At 32.5% G+C, this 17,331-nt stretch carries 18 protein-coding genes; 10 read left to right on the forward strand and 8 right to left on the reverse strand.

Annotated elements, in window-relative coordinates:
• Positions 1 to 96 precede the first annotated feature (96 nt).
• Together nadE and JI750_RS01185 are read left to right on the forward strand one after the other, a co-directional pair.
• Positions 97 to 903, forward strand: coding sequence for an NAD(+) synthase (nadE, locus tag JI750_RS01180; protein ID WP_201998409.1), 807 nt, complete (start codon positions 97 to 99; stop codon positions 901 to 903).
• A gap of 92 nt (positions 904 to 995) precedes the next feature.
• Positions 996 to 1,625, forward strand: a complete 630-nt coding sequence (locus JI750_RS01185; RefSeq protein ID WP_008467169.1) for a response regulator transcription factor — start codon at positions 996 to 998, stop codon at positions 1,623 to 1,625.
• Positions 1,626 to 1,718: 93 nt separating this feature from the next.
• Here the strand turns inward: JI750_RS01185 and dnaG are convergent, their stop codons facing one another.
• The 5 genes from dnaG to JI750_RS01210 form a co-directional block, all read right to left on the reverse strand.
• Positions 1,719 to 3,791, reverse strand: coding sequence for a DNA primase (dnaG, locus tag JI750_RS01190; RefSeq protein WP_201998411.1), 2,073 nt, complete (start codon positions 3,789 to 3,791; stop codon positions 1,719 to 1,721).
• Between the two features lie 128 nt (positions 3,792 to 3,919).
• Positions 3,920 to 5,515, reverse strand: a complete 1,596-nt coding sequence (locus tag JI750_RS01195) for a hypothetical protein (protein WP_201998412.1) — start codon at positions 5,513 to 5,515, stop codon at positions 3,920 to 3,922.
• Positions 5,516 to 5,552: 37 nt separating this feature from the next.
• Complete coding sequence (locus JI750_RS01200; protein ID WP_201998413.1) at positions 5,553 to 6,296, reverse strand: hypothetical protein; 744 nt, start codon at positions 6,294 to 6,296, stop codon at positions 5,553 to 5,555.
• On the reverse strand, positions 6,283 to 6,843 hold the full coding sequence (locus JI750_RS01205) for an RNA polymerase sigma factor (RefSeq protein ID WP_201998414.1): 561 nt from the start codon (positions 6,841 to 6,843) through the stop codon (positions 6,283 to 6,285). Before JI750_RS01205 ends, JI750_RS01200 begins: the two co-directional genes overlap by 14 nt.
• A 205-nt stretch (positions 6,844 to 7,048) precedes the next feature.
• Positions 7,049 to 8,026 carry a polyprenyl synthetase family protein gene (locus tag JI750_RS01210; RefSeq protein WP_201998415.1) on the reverse strand — a complete coding sequence of 326 codons (978 nt, stop codon included), beginning with the start codon at positions 8,024 to 8,026 and terminating at the stop codon, positions 7,049 to 7,051.
• A gap of 160 nt (positions 8,027 to 8,186) precedes the next feature.
• Between JI750_RS01210 and JI750_RS01215 the strand changes: the two genes are divergently transcribed.
• Positions 8,187 to 9,047 carry a hypothetical protein gene (locus JI750_RS01215; RefSeq protein ID WP_201998416.1) on the forward strand — a complete coding sequence of 287 codons (861 nt, stop codon included), beginning with the start codon at positions 8,187 to 8,189 and terminating at the stop codon, positions 9,045 to 9,047.
• Positions 9,048 to 9,132: 85 nt separating this feature from the next.
• Here the strand turns inward: JI750_RS01215 and rlmN are convergent, their stop codons facing one another.
• Complete coding sequence (gene rlmN, locus JI750_RS01220; RefSeq protein WP_201998417.1) at positions 9,133 to 10,176, reverse strand: dual-specificity RNA methyltransferase RlmN; 1,044 nt, start codon at positions 10,174 to 10,176, stop codon at positions 9,133 to 9,135.
• 373 nt (positions 10,177 to 10,549) lie between these two features.
• Between rlmN and JI750_RS01225 the strand changes: the two genes are divergently transcribed.
• The 7 genes from JI750_RS01225 to JI750_RS01255 all read left to right on the forward strand — a co-directional run bounded on the left by JI750_RS01225 (position 10,550) and on the right by JI750_RS01255 (position 16,095).
• Positions 10,550 to 11,110 carry a YceI family protein gene (locus tag JI750_RS01225; RefSeq protein WP_201998419.1) on the forward strand — a complete coding sequence of 187 codons (561 nt, stop codon included), beginning with the start codon at positions 10,550 to 10,552 and terminating at the stop codon, positions 11,108 to 11,110.
• Positions 11,111 to 11,414: 304 nt separating this feature from the next.
• A complete protein-coding gene (locus tag JI750_RS01230) occupies positions 11,415 to 11,984 on the forward strand; it encodes a YceI family protein (RefSeq protein WP_236672952.1) in 570 nt (189 codons plus the stop codon).
• 5 nt (positions 11,985 to 11,989) lie between these two features.
• On the forward strand, positions 11,990 to 13,441 hold the full coding sequence (locus JI750_RS01235) for a hypothetical protein (protein ID WP_201998422.1): 1,452 nt from the start codon (positions 11,990 to 11,992) through the stop codon (positions 13,439 to 13,441).
• A 10-nt stretch (positions 13,442 to 13,451) separates the two neighbouring features.
• On the forward strand, positions 13,452 to 14,003 hold the full coding sequence (locus JI750_RS01240) for a hypothetical protein (protein ID WP_201998423.1): 552 nt from the start codon (positions 13,452 to 13,454) through the stop codon (positions 14,001 to 14,003).
• Between the two features lie 178 nt (positions 14,004 to 14,181).
• Complete coding sequence (locus JI750_RS01245; protein ID WP_201998424.1) at positions 14,182 to 14,580, forward strand: hypothetical protein; 399 nt, start codon at positions 14,182 to 14,184, stop codon at positions 14,578 to 14,580.
• Between the two features lie 110 nt (positions 14,581 to 14,690).
• Positions 14,691 to 15,332, forward strand: coding sequence for an O-methyltransferase (locus JI750_RS01250; RefSeq protein WP_201998425.1), 642 nt, complete (start codon positions 14,691 to 14,693; stop codon positions 15,330 to 15,332).
• Between the two features lie 43 nt (positions 15,333 to 15,375).
• Complete coding sequence (locus tag JI750_RS01255) at positions 15,376 to 16,095, forward strand: phytanoyl-CoA dioxygenase family protein (RefSeq protein ID WP_201998426.1); 720 nt, start codon at positions 15,376 to 15,378, stop codon at positions 16,093 to 16,095.
• 248 nt (positions 16,096 to 16,343) lie between these two features.
• Here the strand turns inward: JI750_RS01255 and JI750_RS01260 are convergent, their stop codons facing one another.
• A complete protein-coding gene (locus JI750_RS01260; protein WP_201998427.1) occupies positions 16,344 to 16,907 on the reverse strand; it encodes a phosphatase PAP2 family protein in 564 nt (187 codons plus the stop codon).
• Entirely contained in the window at positions 16,907 to 17,254 is a 348-nt protein-coding gene (locus tag JI750_RS01265; protein WP_008467194.1) for a Sec-independent protein translocase subunit TatA/TatB, read from the reverse strand. The genes JI750_RS01260 and JI750_RS01265 overlap by 1 nt, the downstream gene beginning before the upstream one ends.
• Positions 17,255 to 17,331 lie beyond the last annotated feature (77 nt).

Raw genomic sequence — 17,331 nt, forward strand, 5'->3', positions numbered from 1 at the left:
ATTTTAATTAGATTTGTGTTATCAGAATTTTAAGTAATAGCATACTCAAAATAATTCTGCAAATATACATCCCTGCATTTTAAAACTTAAACTATTATGGCTAAAAAAAGCACAATTCAGACAGAAAAAGTAAATACGCACATTGTAGAGTGGTTAAAAAATTACGCTACTAATGCAAAAGTAAATGGTTTTGTAATTGGAATCTCAGGAGGTGTAGATTCTGCAGTAACATCAACTTTATGCGCACAGACCGGACTGAAAGTTTTATGTGTAGAAATGCCAATTCATCAGGCAGAAAGCCAAGTTTCAAGAGGGAGAGAACATATTAATCAGTTAAAAAAACGTTTCCCAAATGTTTCTGATGTTAAGACTGATTTGACAGAAACTTTTGAATCGTTTAAAACTGCCGTTCCTTCAACTGAGGATACAGCAAAAGTAAATTTGGCTTTAGCAAACACACGTGCACGTATTAGAATGACTTCTTTATATTATTTAGCAGGAATTCATGGTTTGCTTGTGGCTGGAACTGGAAATAAAGTTGAAGATTTTGGTGTAGGTTTTTACACAAAATACGGAGATGGCGGCGTAGATTTAAGTCCGATTGCTGATTTAATGAAATCTGATGTATATGCTTTAGGAGAATTTTTAGAAATTCCCCAGTCAATTTTAACAGCAGCACCTACAGACGGATTATTTGGTGACAATCGTACCGATGAAGACCAATTAGGTGCAAGTTATGACGAATTAGAATGGGCAATGTTAGCTTCGGAGTCAGGAAAGACGGCGTCTGACTTTGAGGGGAGAGAAAAATCTGTCTTTGAAATTTATAAAAGACTAAACACCAACAACAAGCATAAAATGGATCCAATTCCTGTTTGTTTAATACCAAAAACGTTAAAATAACACATTTTAACATTCTCTGCGAGTTATTACAGAATTTATTTATTAATTTTACCATTCCAAAAACATGAACAATTCTAAAAAAGGTAAAAATTATGATTAAAGTATGTCTAGCAGACAATCATCCTGTTACGCACTTTGGCGTTAAGTCTTATTTTAAAGACCACGATCAAATTTCAATTGTTGCCAACGTAGGCAATTTTTCAATGGTTAGAGATATCCTCCAAACTAAGGAAATCGATATTCTAATCTTAGACTTAGAGTTAGAAGGTCTTTCTAGTATCTTCGAAATCAAATCAATCCTGAAAAATTTCCCAAAAACAAAAATTGTTATTTTCAGTGATCTTGCTGAGCAAATGTACGCTCCAAACGCAATTAAAGCAGGGGTTTCTGGGTATGTACACAAAACAGAAAAACTTGAAACATTAGGTCATTCTATTATTAAAGTACACGAAGGAAAAATTATCATCAACGAAACAGTACGCAAAAACATGGCACTTATTGCTAAACAAAGCAAAAGTGAGCGTCTGTACAGAAAACTTTCTAACCGTGAAATCGAAGTTTTACGTTATTTAAGTGATGGTAAGAAAAATAACGAAATCTCTAAAATCTTAAATCTGAACGAAAAAACAATCAGTACTTACAAACTGAGATTATTAACAAAATTAAACGTTACTAATCTAGTTGACTTAGTTAACAAAGCTAAGACTTTAGAAATTATTTAATCAAAGTCGAAAATCTTAGCCTTTTAAGAGAATCGAAAATTATAAAAACTCTATCTATTTTGAATTATCAAATTAGATAGAGTTTTTCTCTTTTTAATGATATGGCACCACTACTCGCCCTAGTTTTTTCGAAAAATTATTAAGTAGTTTAGAATAATCAATCACCATGCTTAAAATCTCCGAATTGTCTTCCTGCGGATTCGTCAGAAGAGAATTCTTTAATTCTGCTATGATTGCAGACACCAAGTACCATCGCATAGCAAATATGGTCTCAGAAACATTCTGCTCAATTGTTTCACTTTTTTGTTTTGGAAAAATATTCTGCCCTTCCCAATTATGAATGGTCAACCTTTCGTCTTCCATTAATATATTGGTCACTTCTTGAGCAAATTCAGGTTCTAAATGCATCAAATATCTATCTAAACTAAAAGTTTCATTCTGATTATAAAAATCAATAATATTAGTGTAAATATTTTTAAATAAAACATTCGACAACTCTATCTCATCCTCCTGAAGACTTAAATATATTTTTTCGAATACTTTATACTTTCTTTTTTCAGAAACCTCTTTTACATTTCCTTCTTCATCAGCTTTCAAGAAAACATCTTCAAAATCTTCTACTACACTTCCGTACAAAAGTAGAACCTCAATTACTTTCCTTTCGAAACCATATAAAATATCAACTTTTTGAGCTTGTTGCGGCGGGTTATACCCTTGATCTCCTGGATAATCGTAACCTTCGGGCGGACCTGTCCTTGGATCTTCAGGATCTCCTCCTGAAAAGGTTCCTGCCTGCGGAGGCTGATTCCTAACAACCTCAAAAGGCTTTTGTTCTTGTTTCTGCTTTTTATTCGCTTCAGCAATATCTTTCTGAATAAGCTGCGCCAAAGTACTCGTAAGAACCTGCTCCGAAATATCCATAATTCGAGCACATTCTTGAATATATACTTCTCGCTGAATACGATCTGGTATTTTAGAAATACTCGCCACCATATCACGAATCAGATCGGCCTTTTTTATCGGGTCGTTTTTAGCTTCGCCCATTAAAATCGAAGCCTTAAACTGTATAAAATCTTTACTGTTATTTTCTAAGTAAGCAACTAAATCATCATGCGAATTTTTACGGGCAAAACTGTCTGGATCTTCTCCTTCGGGGAAAGAACAAACACGAACGTTCATCCCTTCTTCCAAAATCAAATCAATCCCTCGAATCGCCGCTCTTAAACCGGCAGCATCTCCATCAAAAAGAACGGTGATATTTCGTGTCAAACGATTTATCAAACGAATCTGATCCGGCGTTAAAGCTGTTCCAGACGAAGCCACAACATTTTCTATTCCAGCTTGATTGAACTGAATCACGTCGGTATAACCTTCTACCAAATAGCAGTTATTTTGCTTAGCGATAGATTGTTTTGCATGATAAATTCCGTAAAGGACTTTACTTTTATGGTAAATATCACTTTCTGGCGAATTCAGGTATTTTGCAGCTTTTTTATCATTGGTTAAAATACGTCCTCCAAAACCCAAAACTCGACCCGACATACTTTGAATTGGAAACATTACGCGTCCTTTAAATCGGTCAAACGGGCGGTCTTCTCTTGGAATTGTTAAACCGGTGCTTTCTAGAAACTCTAATTTATATCCTTTTCCTAACGCCTCTTTTGTCAGAGCATCCCAAGTTTCTGGAGAATATCCTAAGTTGAATTTTTTAATAGTTTCGTTGGTAAATCCTCTTTCTTTAAAATAAGATAAACCAATCGCTTTTCCTTCTTCAGAATTAACCAAAACATCCTGAAAATATTTGGCCGCAAATTCAGAAACCAAGTACATACTTTCACGAAGATCTGTATTTGCTTTTTCTGCTTCTGTCTGTTCTGTTTCTTCAATTTCGATATTGTATTTTTTAGCTAAATATCGAATGGCTTCTGGATAAGTAAACTGCGAATGTTCCATTAAGAATTTAACAGAATTCCCTCCTTTTCCTGTACTAAAATCTTTCCAGATTCCTTTTGCTGGAGAAACCATGAACGACGGTGAACGCTCATCTGAGAATGGACTTAAACCTTTAAAATTACTTCCTGCGCGCTTCAAATTCACAAAATCACCAATAACCTCCTCTACTCGAGCAGTTTCAAAAACAGAATCAATGGTGGCTTGTGAAATCAATGTGTATTAAATTTTAAAAGTTGAGAGCTTGCAAAAATACGTAAATCTTGTTGGAATTTTAATCATTTCAAACCAAAAAAAGCATCTCTCTCGAGATGCCCTTTTACTAACTAAACTTAATTTTATATTTAATTGAAATCGAAGCGCAATCCCAAAGAAATATTATTTTGATCAATACTATTTTTTTCAAATAAAGGCTGTAAATCATATTTCAAATACAAACTTGTCGATTTGTAGCCGACATATGTACTTAATCCATAATTAAAATCATTTACATTAAAATTACCCTTTGTTTTTTGCTTCACATCATTTCCAACTGCATCGTCAAAACATAAAATTTGTTTTGATTTTACTCTAAATCCTGCATAACCTCCTATACCAAATCTGGCACTTTTATGGGATTTAAAATAATTAACGCCATCTCGAATTTCTTTTTTAGTAAAATCAAATTCCAAATGCAATGGCACCATTACATATACATTTCTAAATCGGGATTCGTCTAAATGTACAGGACTCGTCACTAAATCGGTTTGTGCGCCATTTTTTTCAAAATAGCGATCATCTGTCGCTCGCAAATTATTATACATCAAAGACATTCCGTATTTAAAATGCAACAAATTATCTTCTTTTAAAATTCTAGTGTTCCCAGTTATTCCCCATTCATAAAAGTGAGACTGCAAATATTTAAAATCTGAATGGGCAACTTGGCCATCTGTCACTAAATTATTTGCGCCAAAAGCAAAAACAAATTGAGTAGTGGTTCTTTTTGATTGACGTTTATCAACATCTTTTTGCCCGTGATACACTTTCATGGAAGTAAGATTAATGATTGTTTGATCTCCTTTATCACAATCATTGCAATCGCCAATTATAATTTTTGTCCCTTTTCTTTTATTTGCATCTTCAGCCTCAATTTTTCCATCAACTCTATCTTGAACCAATTGACTTAGTTTATTTTCTTCGATAGCAACATTTGTTTCGATATTAGCAGCGCGAACTTTAGCCTTATTTAATTTAAGCTCTTCTGCTTTTTCTTTAGAAATTTTTCCTTTTGAAGCTTCATTGTCTAATGAATCCACTTCCACTTTTAAAGCCTTTTTTTCATCCTCTGTTATTTTTTTAATTTGATCGGCAATTGCTTTTGCTCTTACTTCAAACGGAATTTCTTTAGGCTCTCGTCCTTTATTTGACCCAGTTTCTGGAACACTATTATCAACTACTTCAAGCTTTACATCTTTAAACCAAATTTGACCGGTTCCATCTAATAAAACTCCATACGTAATTGATGTTGCATCCTTTGGCACGAATAAAACAACTTCATATTTTGTCCAATTAGTTGAACCTTTTATAGGTCTGCTCTGCATATTATCAAAAGCAAGTACACGAGCTGAATAATAATCGACCCGCATCCAAAGTCCAGCCCAAGAATTTACGCTTTCAGTCTTTACATAAGCAGTCATTTTAAGCGTTTTATCCTGATACAAATTAGATTTTACAGATTTCCCAAGACTTCCAAAACCTTTTACTTTGCTTTGAACTGATTTTATTGTAAAGATATTTTGATCAGTGGATTCTGGATTTTTTTCAAAATTCATTTCATATTTTACAGGATCATGTTGCCAATAAGACCAATCTAAAACCTTTTTATAACTGCCACTCTCCTGTGCTGATAATTTAGTTGCCATGACAACTATCATCATAGTAATTAATATAATTTTTTGCATGATTTCGTTTTTTGATTGATGATTGATGATTCTTTATTTATTCTTCGTAATTCCTATTTGCTATAGCGCTTTTTACAGCCTTCAAATTTTTATTAAATTTATCTAGTGCAGATTCTCTATAAGATTGATTTAATTCTGTTTCAGCGTTTAATAATAAATCATTAGGATTTACCGAAACAGCTTTTCTATTTTTTTTAATTACCTCATCAGCAGATTTTGTTTCGACTTTACCATTAACTTCTGCTAATAATTGTTCTGCAGTAATGTATTTGCTTTTATTTTCAGATTGGTGATTTTTATTTTCAAAAGAGTTAATTATTGCGCTATCTCCTTTTAAATCATTCTTAGCTGAAAGCTCCACTTTACTCTCAAGTTGTTTTGAATTCTTGTTTTGATTATGAATGCCAACAACAGCTATCGCATTTTTTATTATTGGTTTCTTATTATGATTATTGACACTTACAACATTATCTTTACTTATCCCTACTATATTTAAAGTGTCTCGATTTATTTTTTGTTCTAAGACTATTGGCGTATCCTTTTTTATTTCTACAATTTCAGAACGATTAAAATAAATTGTGCCAACCAATAAAAACCCGATGAAGCTGGCCGCGATATACAACCATTTTCTTTTTGATTTTTTTGAATCAAGTTTAATCGGTTTTTTCTCTTCGGCTACACTCAACATCGCATCCAATCTATCCCAGGCTTTATTGCTTGGTTTAATTTCGCGTTGGTTTAGTTTTTCACGGAAATCCTTTTCAAAATTATTCGGTTCCATTATCTTGTCTTTTTAAAATAGTAATTTGTGTTTGCAGCATTTTTCTAGCATGCGATAATTGCGATTTTGATGTGCCTTCATTAATTCCTAACATCTTGGCAATTTCATTGTGTTTGTAGCCCTCGATTGCATATAAATTGAAAACCATTTTGTAGCCGTCGGGCAAAGCATCAATTAAATACTGAATCTGTTCTACTGTAAACTGACTGTCGATTTCATTAAAACTTTCTTCTACAAAAAACTCATCTTCGGCAAATTTTACTTTTTTCTGAACTCTTAAATAAGAAATACATTCGTTTACCATAATTCGGCGGATCCAGCCTTCAAAACTTCCTTTATGCTCAAAGTTTTTTAGATTCGTAAACACTTTCATGAAAGCTGTTATCATTACATCTTCTGCTAATTGAATGTCTTTTATATATTGTCGACAAACACTCAACATTTTCGAAGAAAACTTACTATAAATCTGCTGCTGTGCCTGACGATTGTTATCGGCAGCCAGCTTTATGATTTTGGTTTCTTCTCGATGTAACGAAATAATTTTCATTAATAAGCTTTTCGGTTTGGTTTTGGTTTTAGAAATAGACTTCTATTAGCATAGACGATTGTCGATTTGAAATGGTTGCATGGAAGTGAAAAAAAATTCCAAAAAATAAATTCCAAATTCCAACTACAAGGAATACACAACTGATTTACAAACAAGTAAATCAATTATCTAATTGACAAATTTTCTAATTATTTAATTAAAAAGATTATTTTTTTCTTTCAATAACGTAGTTGACCATCAAAGTTAAGGCGTCTTTATACTCAGAATCTTCGAAGTTTTGAAGAAGAGAAAGTGCTTCCTGTTGGAATTCGACCATTTTATTTTCGGCGTAAGCCAAACCATTATTATTTTTCACAAAGGCAATAACTTCTTTTACGCGTTTTTTGTCTTTGTTGTGGTTTTTGATGGAGTTTATCAACCATTTTTTTTCTTGCAGAGTACAAGTATTTAAAACGTGAATTAAAGGCAAAGTCATTTTTTGCTCTTTAATATCTATTCCAGTTGGTTTTCCTATGGCTTCTTCACTGTAATCAAATAAATCGTCTTTGATTTGAAATGCCATTCCGATTAACTCACCGAATTTGCGCATGTTTTCAACCTGAATATCATCTTCTATCACAGCTTTCGCGCCAAGCGCACAACAAGCCGCAATAAGCGTTGCAGTTTTCTTTCTGATGATTTCGTAGTAGACATCTTCTGTGATATCAAGTCTTCTTGCTTTTTCTATTTGAAGCAATTCACCTTCACTCATTTCACGAACGGCAACTGAAATGATTCTCAATAAATCAAAATCGCCATTATCTATAGAAAGCAACAAACCTTTAGACAGTAAATAGTCTCCAACCAAAACGGCAATCTTGTTTTTCCAAAGTGCATTGATTGAGAAAAATCCGCGGCGGCGATTACTGTCATCCACAACATCGTCGTGTACTAAAGTTGCAGTATGAATAAGCTCAATTACCGAAGCTCCACGATACGTTCTTTCGTTTACAGTACCGCCTGAAACCATTTTAGCAGTAAGAAAAACAAACATCGGACGCATTTGCTTTCCCTTGCGGTTTACGATATAATAAGTGATTCGGTTTAATAACGCAACCTTAGAAGTCATCGATTCATGGAACTTTTTCTCGAAAAGTTCCATCTCGGTAAAAATAGGCTGCTTTATTTGAGACGTAATATTCATTTAGACTCCAAATATACTATTTTAAATAAAATTACGTTGTTTATTTTAGGTTAGGATTGTAATATTTTATGTCTTATTGCCGAAAAAAACACCAAAAATACCTCTAACTAATACTAATTTGAATTCATTAACTAAAAAAAGAACCTAAAATTATTTATTTATGAAAACAAAATTTTTATTAATTAGTACTTGTATTAGTATGTCTTTTTTCATCAGCTGTAGTTCTGATGAAAAAACAAATGACGGATCTGGAGTTGCGATTACCAACCAAGAAATTATAACCAATTCTAAAATCGATGCTTCTGTAGAGGATGTTACTAATATTGCTGAAGACCAGTTTAGCTCTCAGCTTAATGTAAATTCAAAACCAGGCGGACCAATTAAAAATTTTCTTCCAAGCTGTGCCACAATTACTACAGTTCTAACCAACAATACATGGACAAAAACGGTAGATTTTGGTGCTGAGGGCTGTACGCTTAACAACGGAAATACAGTAAAAGGGAAAATGGTTGTTTCTTTTTCAAATGATTTTACTTCTTCCACACAAACCATCAGCTATACTTTTGAAGGATTTTATCATAATGGCAAAAAAATTCAGGGAAGCAAAAGTATCGTGAGAACAATTAAAGAAACTGATTTATTAGTAACACCACACCCTGTTTTAACTGCTTCTATTGACTTGACAATTACTTTTGATGATGGCGGAGTTTATGCTAGAAAAGGAACTTTGACTAAAGAAATGACTTCTGGTTACGATACTTGGTTTGACTGGGATGATAACGTTTTTGTAGTTACTGGAAGTGGTTCTACAACTTTCCCTAACGGAGATACTTTTTCGGCAGAAATCACAACTCCTTTAGAGTTTGATGCGTCTTGCAGAAAATCTATTGCGGTAAAAGGAATTGTTTCTATAACTAAAAATGGTGCTACGGCAACTATTGATTACGGTAGCGGAGAATGCGATACTCTTGTAAAAGTAACAAAAGATGGAGTTACAGAAGAAGTAGATTTGAAAAAATAAGCATCCTTTTTGTCCAGAAAAAAAGCATTAAAGACAAGAGATTTCTCGTTTTTAATGCTTTTTAGTTTTTATAATTTTAAAAAGATTAAGCTTCTTTGTTGGCTAACTGACCGCAAGCAGCATCGATATCTTTTCCTCGGCTTCGTCTCACTTTTACCACTACTCCAATATTTTCAAGCGCTTTTATATAAGCCATAATCGATTCTTCTGAAGCTTGTTGGAATTCTCCATCATCAATTGGATTATATTCAATTAAATTGACTTTACAAGGCACATATTTACAGAATTTAACCAAAGCATCGACCGAAGCTTTATCATCGTTGATTCCTTTCCAAACTACATATTCGTATGAAATTTTACTTTTTGTTTTTCTATACCAATATTCTAAAGCTTCTCTCAAGTCTTTTAAAGGGAAATTTTTACTGAAAGGCATAATTCGTGCACGTGTCTCATCTATTGCTGAATGCAGAGAAACTGCTAGTTTAAACTTCACATCATCATCTGCCATTTTCTTGATCATCTTCGGAATTCCTGAAGTCGAAACCATGATTCGTTTTGGAGACATTCCTAAACCTTCTTCTGAAGTAATCATATCGATTGCTTTAATGACATTATTATAATTCATTAAAGGCTCTCCCATTCCCATAAAAACAATATTAGAAAGCGGATGATTATAATATAAACGACTTTCTTTATCTATAGCCAAAACCTGATCGTAAATTTCGCCTGGTTCTAGGTTTCGCATTCTTTTTAATCTTGCTGTTGCGCAGAAATTACAATCTAAACTGCAACCAACCTGACTAGAAACGCAAGCAGTAGTTCTTGTCTCTGTCGGAATTAAAACCGATTCTACCACAAGTCCATCATGAAGTCGAACGGCATTTTTTACAGTTCCATCACTACTCTTCTGCATGGTATCAACTTTAATATGGTTGATTACAAAGTTGTTTTCAAGCATTGATCTTGTAGCTTTTGCTACGTTTGTCATATCTTCAAAACTGTGTGCGCCTTTGCTCCACAACCATTCATAAACCTGATTACCACGAAAAGCTTTATCTCCATTTTCAACAAAAAAATCGCGAAGCTGTTCTTTTGATAAGGCTCGTATGTCTTTTTTCTCCATTTGCATGCTACAAAGTTAATTTATTTCCAGTATTTTCTAAAACTTAAAGCACTTTCCATCTTTTTTTCTTGATTTCTTTCCAAAAAAGACAGACTGAAAAAATGATACGAGACATCTTCAACCAACGCACACAATAAACTAACAAGCAATTACTTACACTTCATTTTCTTTTCTTTAGAGATAAAATCTGAGTGATAATAGGCTATTCCCTCCTTTACTATAACAATTTAATAAAACTTTAGCCATGATTTTTATCATTTCGTTTTGTCCGCGCGCGCGATAATTTTGGTCTAAGAAATAAGGACATCTTTTGATTCTTTAACCACTAATTGATTTTTAAAGCTTCCTTATTTAAATGATTAACCTATACTTTATCAACATGAAAACAATTCAATCATTTTTACTGACAGTAATTTTTACAACAATGGCATTACAGGCAAATGCTCAAAAAAATTATAGTGTGGCCGCAAATTCTACTTTTGAAGTAGCAGGAACTTCTACCGTACACGACTGGGTAATGAAATCTACAGAAGGAATAGGAATGGCTAACTTAATAGTTAAAGATTCTAAGCTAACAGGCATAAATAGCTTAAGAATTTCATTATTAGCTGAAAGCTTAAAAAGTTACAAAGTAAGCATGGACAAAGTTGCTTATGAAGCTTTAGATACTGAAACACACAAAAATATTGAGTACGTTTTAAAATCTGCTGAGAAAATAGATGATAACACGTGGAACTTGACAGGAGTTTACACTATTGCAGGAGTGAGTAAAGAATACAAAACTCAAGTAAAGGTAACCACTAGTAAGGGAAATATTATTCTGCAAGGTTCTAACCAAATTACTTTTGGCGATTTTGAAATGACTCCTCCTAAAGCTGCCTTAGGAGTTGTAAAAGCAGGAAAAGATTTAACTGTAATCTTCAATATTATTCTGAGCTAAAATCTTAATTGGTTATGTTAAAGAATTCTTCTTTTTTAACTTTTTGTTAATTCAAACTAAATGTTAAAAAATATCAATTTAACAAGATCAAACCTCTCTTTTTGCTTTAGCAATCGATTCTCTAAAAAATGAAAACGTTGTAGTTATTAAATACCTATTTAATAAAATTTTTAACAATGATTTTTATCATGCACAAAGCTGATTTATAGAAAGATCTTTGATTCAAGTTAAAACAACATTCTTAGTACTAAATAGAAACTGGCCAACTATTCACTTATTTTTTCACAATACAAACATGACAAAAATGAAAACAAATACATTAAAACTTTTAGCCGTTGTAACAGCATTTTTAGGAATCAGCACTTTTGCGACAGCACAAAAATCATATACTTTAGATAGCAAATCAACTTTTTCGGTAGCTGGTACATCTACACTTCACGATTGGGAAATGAAATCTGCGTCTGGAACCGGAACAGCATCTTTAAACATTGCCAACGGAAAACTAACTGACATAGAAGCTTTGACTGTAACTCTTTTAGCAGAAAGTGTAAAAAGCGAGAAAAAAAGCATGGACAAAGTAGCTTACGAAACTTTAAAAACAGACAAAAACAAAAACATTAAATATGTTCTTAAATCTGCTGAAAAAGTAAACGAAACCACTTGGGAACTAACAGGAACTTACACCATTGCTGGAGTTAGCAAAGTTTACAAAACTTCTGTAAAAACAACTGTCACAAAAGATGGCTTAAACCTTCAAGGAAGCAACAAAATCACTTTTACGGATTTCGGAATGAAGTCTCCGACAGCAATGCTTGGAACAATAAAAACAGGTCAAGACCTAACAATAAAATTTAATTTAAACTTTAATTTATAAACGCCATGAAGAAAATTTATATTCTATTCGTCACATTAATCAGCACATTTGCTGTTCAGGCACAGGTCAGTTTTGGAAACATGCAAAACCAAATCTCTAGAGGAAAAGACGGTATCAACGTTTTCGACGTACAAAAAGACAATAGAGAGTTTAAAGGTCTTAGTATTGATCTTGGTGGTGCTTTCAACATGGATTTTCAAGCAACAAATTCTTTCAACAACCAACCTCCTACCATTACAACTACGACTAATACAGCTACTGGAACTACCACTAGATCAATTACTGGATATCGTTTAATGAATAATGAAAACAATTTTACTCTTCCAGCTGCTGATATGTATATTGGTGCTCAATTGTTTGATGGAGTAAGAGTGAATTTAGATGTTTATTTAGCTTCAAGACATCACAATGATTCTTATGTAAAAGGTGGATACTTACAAATTGACAAGTTAGACTTCATCAAAAAAGACTTCTTGGCTGATGTAATGAAATATGCTACAATTAAAATTGGGCAAATGGAGAACAATTTTGGTGATGCTCACTTCAGAGGTTCTGATAACGGTAATACAATAAGAAATGCATTTGTTGGAAACAATATCATGTATTCTTTCACTACAGAAATGGGTATGGAGGTTTACTATAACAGAAATGGATTGGTTAGTATGTTAGGTGTTACAAACGGTAATTTAAATCAAAGTAATGAAGAAGTTTTTTACCCTGCCGGACCAAACGCTAACACAACACATAGCCCTTCAATCTTAGCTAAACTTGGTTATGATAAACAGCTTAATGAAGATTTAAGAGTAAGATTAACTGGTTCTTATTACCATAATGCAAACCTTGGTAACGCAAACATATATTCTGCTAATAGATCAGGATTTGGTTATTGGGGTATATTAAACAATAACGCTTATAAAAATACTATTACTAAGACCGATGCTAATGGTACTGTTATTTCTACAACCACTACTGATGTTCCTACTAGTTTCAGTAAAACATCTACTCCAGAAGCAACTTTCAATCCTAATTTTAAAAACTGGGCTACTACATACATGATTAACCCTTTTGTAAAATATAAAGGACTTGAATTCTTTGGAACAATCGAATTAGCTTCAGGAGGAGACAAAGCTGGTACCGATGACAAACGTACTGCTAATCAATATGCTTCAGAGCTTATTTACAGATTTGGAGGAACTGAACAATTCTATATCGGAGGAAAATACAATACAGTATCTGGAAAATTATCTAATGCTGATGCTAAAAAGGTTACCGTAGATAAATTTGAAGCAAGTGCTGGCTGGTTTATGACTAAAAACATTTTAGCTAAATTAAACTACGTTAATCAAAAATATAAAGATTATTCACAATTTACAGGAGATCCTGCTACTGGAAATCTAAACAACTTTTATGGCGGTAAATTTGAAGGTATAGTATTCGAAGCAACAATTGCATTCTAATATAAAAAAAATGAAAACGAGATTTTCAATCTTAATTATGGGTTTAGTAGTTTTCTTTTTCTTAGGAAGTGCTAAACCCACTTTTTTTCCAGAAGATACAGCTGTGGTAATAAATAAAATAAAGATAGAAATCACAGGTTTATCAACTGTGGGCAAATACAATTGCTCAAACACCTTTTCTATAAAGGATACTGTTTATGTAAACTCAGTTAAAAAAAACACTTTTAATACCGATATCAAAATGTCCAACTTTGATTGTGGTAATAAAATAATGACGAAAGATTTACAAGGAACGGTAAAAGTCAAAAAATTCCCAAACAGCACGGTTTCCATAAGTGATATAAAACCAATGGGAAAAAATTACAAATGCAGACTAAACTTTTTCATAACCGATAAAACTCTTAAATACAAAGATTTTATACTCTATAATACTGATGATAAAATTCAAGGAACACTTAGTTTGAAATTCTCTGATATTGAACTGGAACCACCAGTAAAAATGGCTGGATTGATTAAAGTAAAAGACGATATTGTAATTAATTTCAGTTTATATAAAAACTAATTTTTTTGTTCTAAAAAAAATTAATGCCCAGCAACATAATTTCAAAATTTTGGCACAAGAATTGTCTAGCTCTTAAAAGAAAAATAATCTTACAAAGAGCTCAATCATTTTAAAATTTGTAATTTTATTTTTCAGCCATTTAACCTTTAAGTTTTATCAACCTAAAAAAAATGAAATTATGAAAAAACAAATTTTGAGTTTAGCTGTTGTTGCCTTATTAGCATTTGCTGTTCAGTCATGCGAGAAAAAAGAAAACAAACCTGCAGAAGATGAATTAACGCTTGGAAACAAAGTCGATTCTCTAACAACAGATATTGAAGAAGTAAAAGACAGTGCTGTAAGCAAAGCTGAAAGTGCCGCTACAAAAGCTAAAGATGCTACAGAAAATGCAGCAAATGATGTAAAAGATGCTACTAAAAAAGCGGCTAATGATGTTGAAAACGCTGCAAAAAAAACAGCAACTGATGTAAAAGACGCTACTAAAAAAGGAGCTGAAAAAGTAGAAAATGCTGCTAAAGCTGCTAAAGACGGAACCGTAAAAACAGCTAAAGACGTTAATGAAGCTTTGAAAAAATAATACCTGTTTAAATCTTAAAATGAACCATTCGCAAAACGAATGGTTTTTTTATACCCAATCACAAGCAGATAATTTTGTATTTTTGCCTTCAAATTACAAGATACTACAACATGCATTTTATATCGCAAGAATTAGAAGATTATATCGAACAGCATTCTGAAAACGAACCAGAATTGTTAGCGAAACTGAATAAAGAAACTTACCAGAAAATACTTTTGCCAAGAATGCTAAGCGGTCATTTTCAAGGCCGTGTCTTAAGCATGCTCTCAAAATTGATTCGTCCAGTCAATATTCTTGAAATCGGAACATATACTGGCTACGCTGCTTTATGCTTATGCGAAGGAATGCAAGAAAATGGTCAATTACACACCATTGACATCAAAGAAGAATTAATCGATTTTCAGCGAAAATATTTTGATATGTCTCCTTGGGGAGAACAGATTTTTCAGCATTTAGGAGAAGCAGTAAACATTATTCCAGATTTAGACTTAAAATTTGATTTGGTTTTTATTGATGCTGACAAAGAAAACTACTTGAACTACTGGGAAATGATTGTTCCAAAAATGAATAAAGGCGGTATCATTTTATCTGATAATGTTTTATGGAGCGGAAAAATTCTGGAACCAGTTCATCCAAATGATGTCAGTACAAAAGTGCTTTTAGAGTACAATCAGCTTTTAAAAAATGATCCTAGAGTTGAAACAGTTTTATTGCCAATTCGTGATGGATTGACGGTTAGTCGTGTTCTATAATTTTTAGATTGTAAGGTTCTATTCAGCTTTTAAACATTTTATAATGATTCACTCAAAACAAATTGATAGCGAAGGATTTTCAATAATTAATGATGTTTTTACAGAAAATGAAATTGAAAATCTAATTTTATTGATTGACAATAAAACTAAAAATGATTCTGATAATTCGACTTTTAGAAAATCTGAAGATTTATTTGCAATTAGACAGTTTCATAAAGAAGTCCCAGAAACCCTTCCTTTTATTTTTAATGAAAAACTACAAGACATTATAGAATCTAATTTTGGGAAGGGCTTTTTTATAACGAAATCAATTTATTTTGACAAACCAGAAAAATCAAATTGGTTTGTAGCCTATCATCAGGATTTGACGATTTCAGTCGATCAAAAAATTGAAATAGAAAATTTTGAAAATTGGACTGTAAAACAAAATCAATTTGCAGTACAGCCACCTACAGAAATATTAGAAAACAATTTCACAATCAGAATTCATATTGACAAAACCACTAAAGACAATGGTGCTTTAAAAGTAATCAATAATTCACATTCAAAAGGAATCTTAAGAATTGAAAACCTTGATTTCGAAAAAGAAAAAGAAACAATTTGCGAGGTCGAAAAAGGCGGTATTATGATCATGAAACCGCTATTATTTCATGCTTCCAATAAAACTACAAACAACGAACGCAGAAGAGTTATTCATCTTGAATTTAGCAAACAACAGCTCCCAAATGGTTTGGAATGGAGCGAAAAAACAATCATTAACTAAGGTTCTGAGATAATAAGCTACTAAGATTCTAAGTTTTATGCTACTTACTTGCCTCCAGCTTTAGCCGGAGGTATATAATTTTACTCCCCCAAGGCTTTAGCCAAATACTTTATAATATTTGGCTAAAGCCTTTTACTTTGCTCCAAAAAAAACTCCAGCTAAAGCTGGAGTCAACTCAAAATATATTTTTATTCAGTTCAAAAACTTAGAATCTCAGAACCTTAGAAACTTAGTATCTTTTAAAAAAACTATCCCGGAAAATACTGCGGTTTCAGTTTTTTATAAACTAGATAAAGTAAAAATCCGAAAAGTGCTCCAAAGAAATATCCTGTAAGGATATCACCTGGAAAATGCAATCCCAAATAAATTCGGCTGTAAGCAAAGATTAAAGGCCACAGAAATATAAACCCGAAATATTTAAAATAGCGCTTTAAAATCAAAAATAAGAAAGTTGCAACCGCCATAGTGTTGGCTGCATGTCCAGAAAAGAAACTAAATGATTTTCTAACCTGTACAACTCTAATAATTGTGTTCACTTCTGGATCATTGCATGGTCTCAAACGTTGAAAAGTATGTTTGAACAAATTACAGGTTTGATCAGTAAACGCAATCAGAACGGCTATAAAAAGCAACAAATACAGGGTTTGTTTTCCTCCTATTTTTTTATAAATAAGATAGAATAGCAATAGGAAAAATGGCGTCCAATACAATTGATTGGTAATAATAAGCCATAATTTATCATATGTTTCAGAACCTAATCCGTTAAGAAAGATTAAAAGATCTTTATCTAATTCCTGTATTTTTTCAAGCATTACATTTGGCGTTTAATAGGTCCAGAAAGAGTATCAATATCTTCTTTTACTTTTTCGATTTCAGTTGCAGTATCTCCTAAAAGATTTCCTGTATCTCCAAGTAAATTAGATTTTGCATTATTAATTTCTGCATTGATATTTCCAGTAATATCATTCAGAGATTTTGAATCAAGACCATTAGCCTCTGCTCCTTTCTGAATTTCGCTTTTAATATCATTAGTTGCATTTTTTAATTGAGCCATAGCTTTTCCCATTGTACGTGCGATTTCCGGCACTTTATCAGAACCAAAAAGCATTAGCACTATAAACAGTATGAAAACTAATTCTCCTCCTCCTATACCAAACATAACTTTTATTTTTGTTGTCGCAAAGATATTAAACTTTTCAGGTTAGAGTTTTAAAATTAACTTAAAAAGTCCTTTAA

Source organism: Flavobacterium tagetis, from assembly GCF_016735615.1.
In the GTDB taxonomy this organism is placed as follows: Bacteria; Bacteroidota; Bacteroidia; order Flavobacteriales; family Flavobacteriaceae; genus Flavobacterium; species Flavobacterium tagetis.

Excerpts from the sequence above, each read along its gene's own strand:
- JI750_RS01250 (WP_201998425.1), top strand. The coding sequence starts at position 14,691 with ATGCATTTTATATCGCAAGAATTAGAAGATTATATCGAACAGCATTCT.
- JI750_RS01255 (WP_201998426.1), top strand. The coding sequence starts at position 15,376 with ATGATTCACTCAAAACAAATTGATAGCGAAGGATTTTCAATAATTAAT.
- JI750_RS01210 (WP_201998415.1), bottom strand. The coding sequence starts at position 8,026 with ATGAATATTACGTCTCAAATAAAGCAGCCTATTTTTACCGAGATGGAA.
- JI750_RS01260 (WP_201998427.1), bottom strand. The coding sequence starts at position 16,907 with ATGCTTGAAAAAATACAGGAATTAGATAAAGATCTTTTAATCTTTCTT.
- JI750_RS01185 (WP_008467169.1), top strand. The coding sequence starts at position 996 with ATGATTAAAGTATGTCTAGCAGACAATCATCCTGTTACGCACTTTGGC.
- JI750_RS01200 (WP_201998413.1), bottom strand. The coding sequence starts at position 6,296 with ATGGAACCGAATAATTTTGAAAAGGATTTCCGTGAAAAACTAAACCAA.
- JI750_RS01235 (WP_201998422.1), top strand. The coding sequence starts at position 11,990 with ATGAAGAAAATTTATATTCTATTCGTCACATTAATCAGCACATTTGCT.
- JI750_RS01195 (WP_201998412.1), bottom strand. The coding sequence starts at position 5,515 with ATGCAAAAAATTATATTAATTACTATGATGATAGTTGTCATGGCAACT.
- JI750_RS01215 (WP_201998416.1), top strand. The coding sequence starts at position 8,187 with ATGAAAACAAAATTTTTATTAATTAGTACTTGTATTAGTATGTCTTTT.
- JI750_RS01225 (WP_201998419.1), top strand. The coding sequence starts at position 10,550 with ATGAAAACAATTCAATCATTTTTACTGACAGTAATTTTTACAACAATG.
- JI750_RS01240 (WP_201998423.1), top strand. The coding sequence starts at position 13,452 with ATGAAAACGAGATTTTCAATCTTAATTATGGGTTTAGTAGTTTTCTTT.
- JI750_RS01265 (WP_008467194.1), bottom strand. The coding sequence starts at position 17,254 with ATGTTTGGTATAGGAGGAGGAGAATTAGTTTTCATACTGTTTATAGTG.
- rlmN (WP_201998417.1), bottom strand. The coding sequence starts at position 10,176 with ATGCAAATGGAGAAAAAAGACATACGAGCCTTATCAAAAGAACAGCTT.
- JI750_RS01230 (WP_236672952.1), top strand. The coding sequence starts at position 11,415 with ATGAAAACAAATACATTAAAACTTTTAGCCGTTGTAACAGCATTTTTA.
- JI750_RS01205 (WP_201998414.1), bottom strand. The coding sequence starts at position 6,843 with ATGAAAATTATTTCGTTACATCGAGAAGAAACCAAAATCATAAAGCTG.
- nadE (WP_201998409.1), top strand. The coding sequence starts at position 97 with ATGGCTAAAAAAAGCACAATTCAGACAGAAAAAGTAAATACGCACATT.
- JI750_RS01245 (WP_201998424.1), top strand. The coding sequence starts at position 14,182 with ATGAAAAAACAAATTTTGAGTTTAGCTGTTGTTGCCTTATTAGCATTT.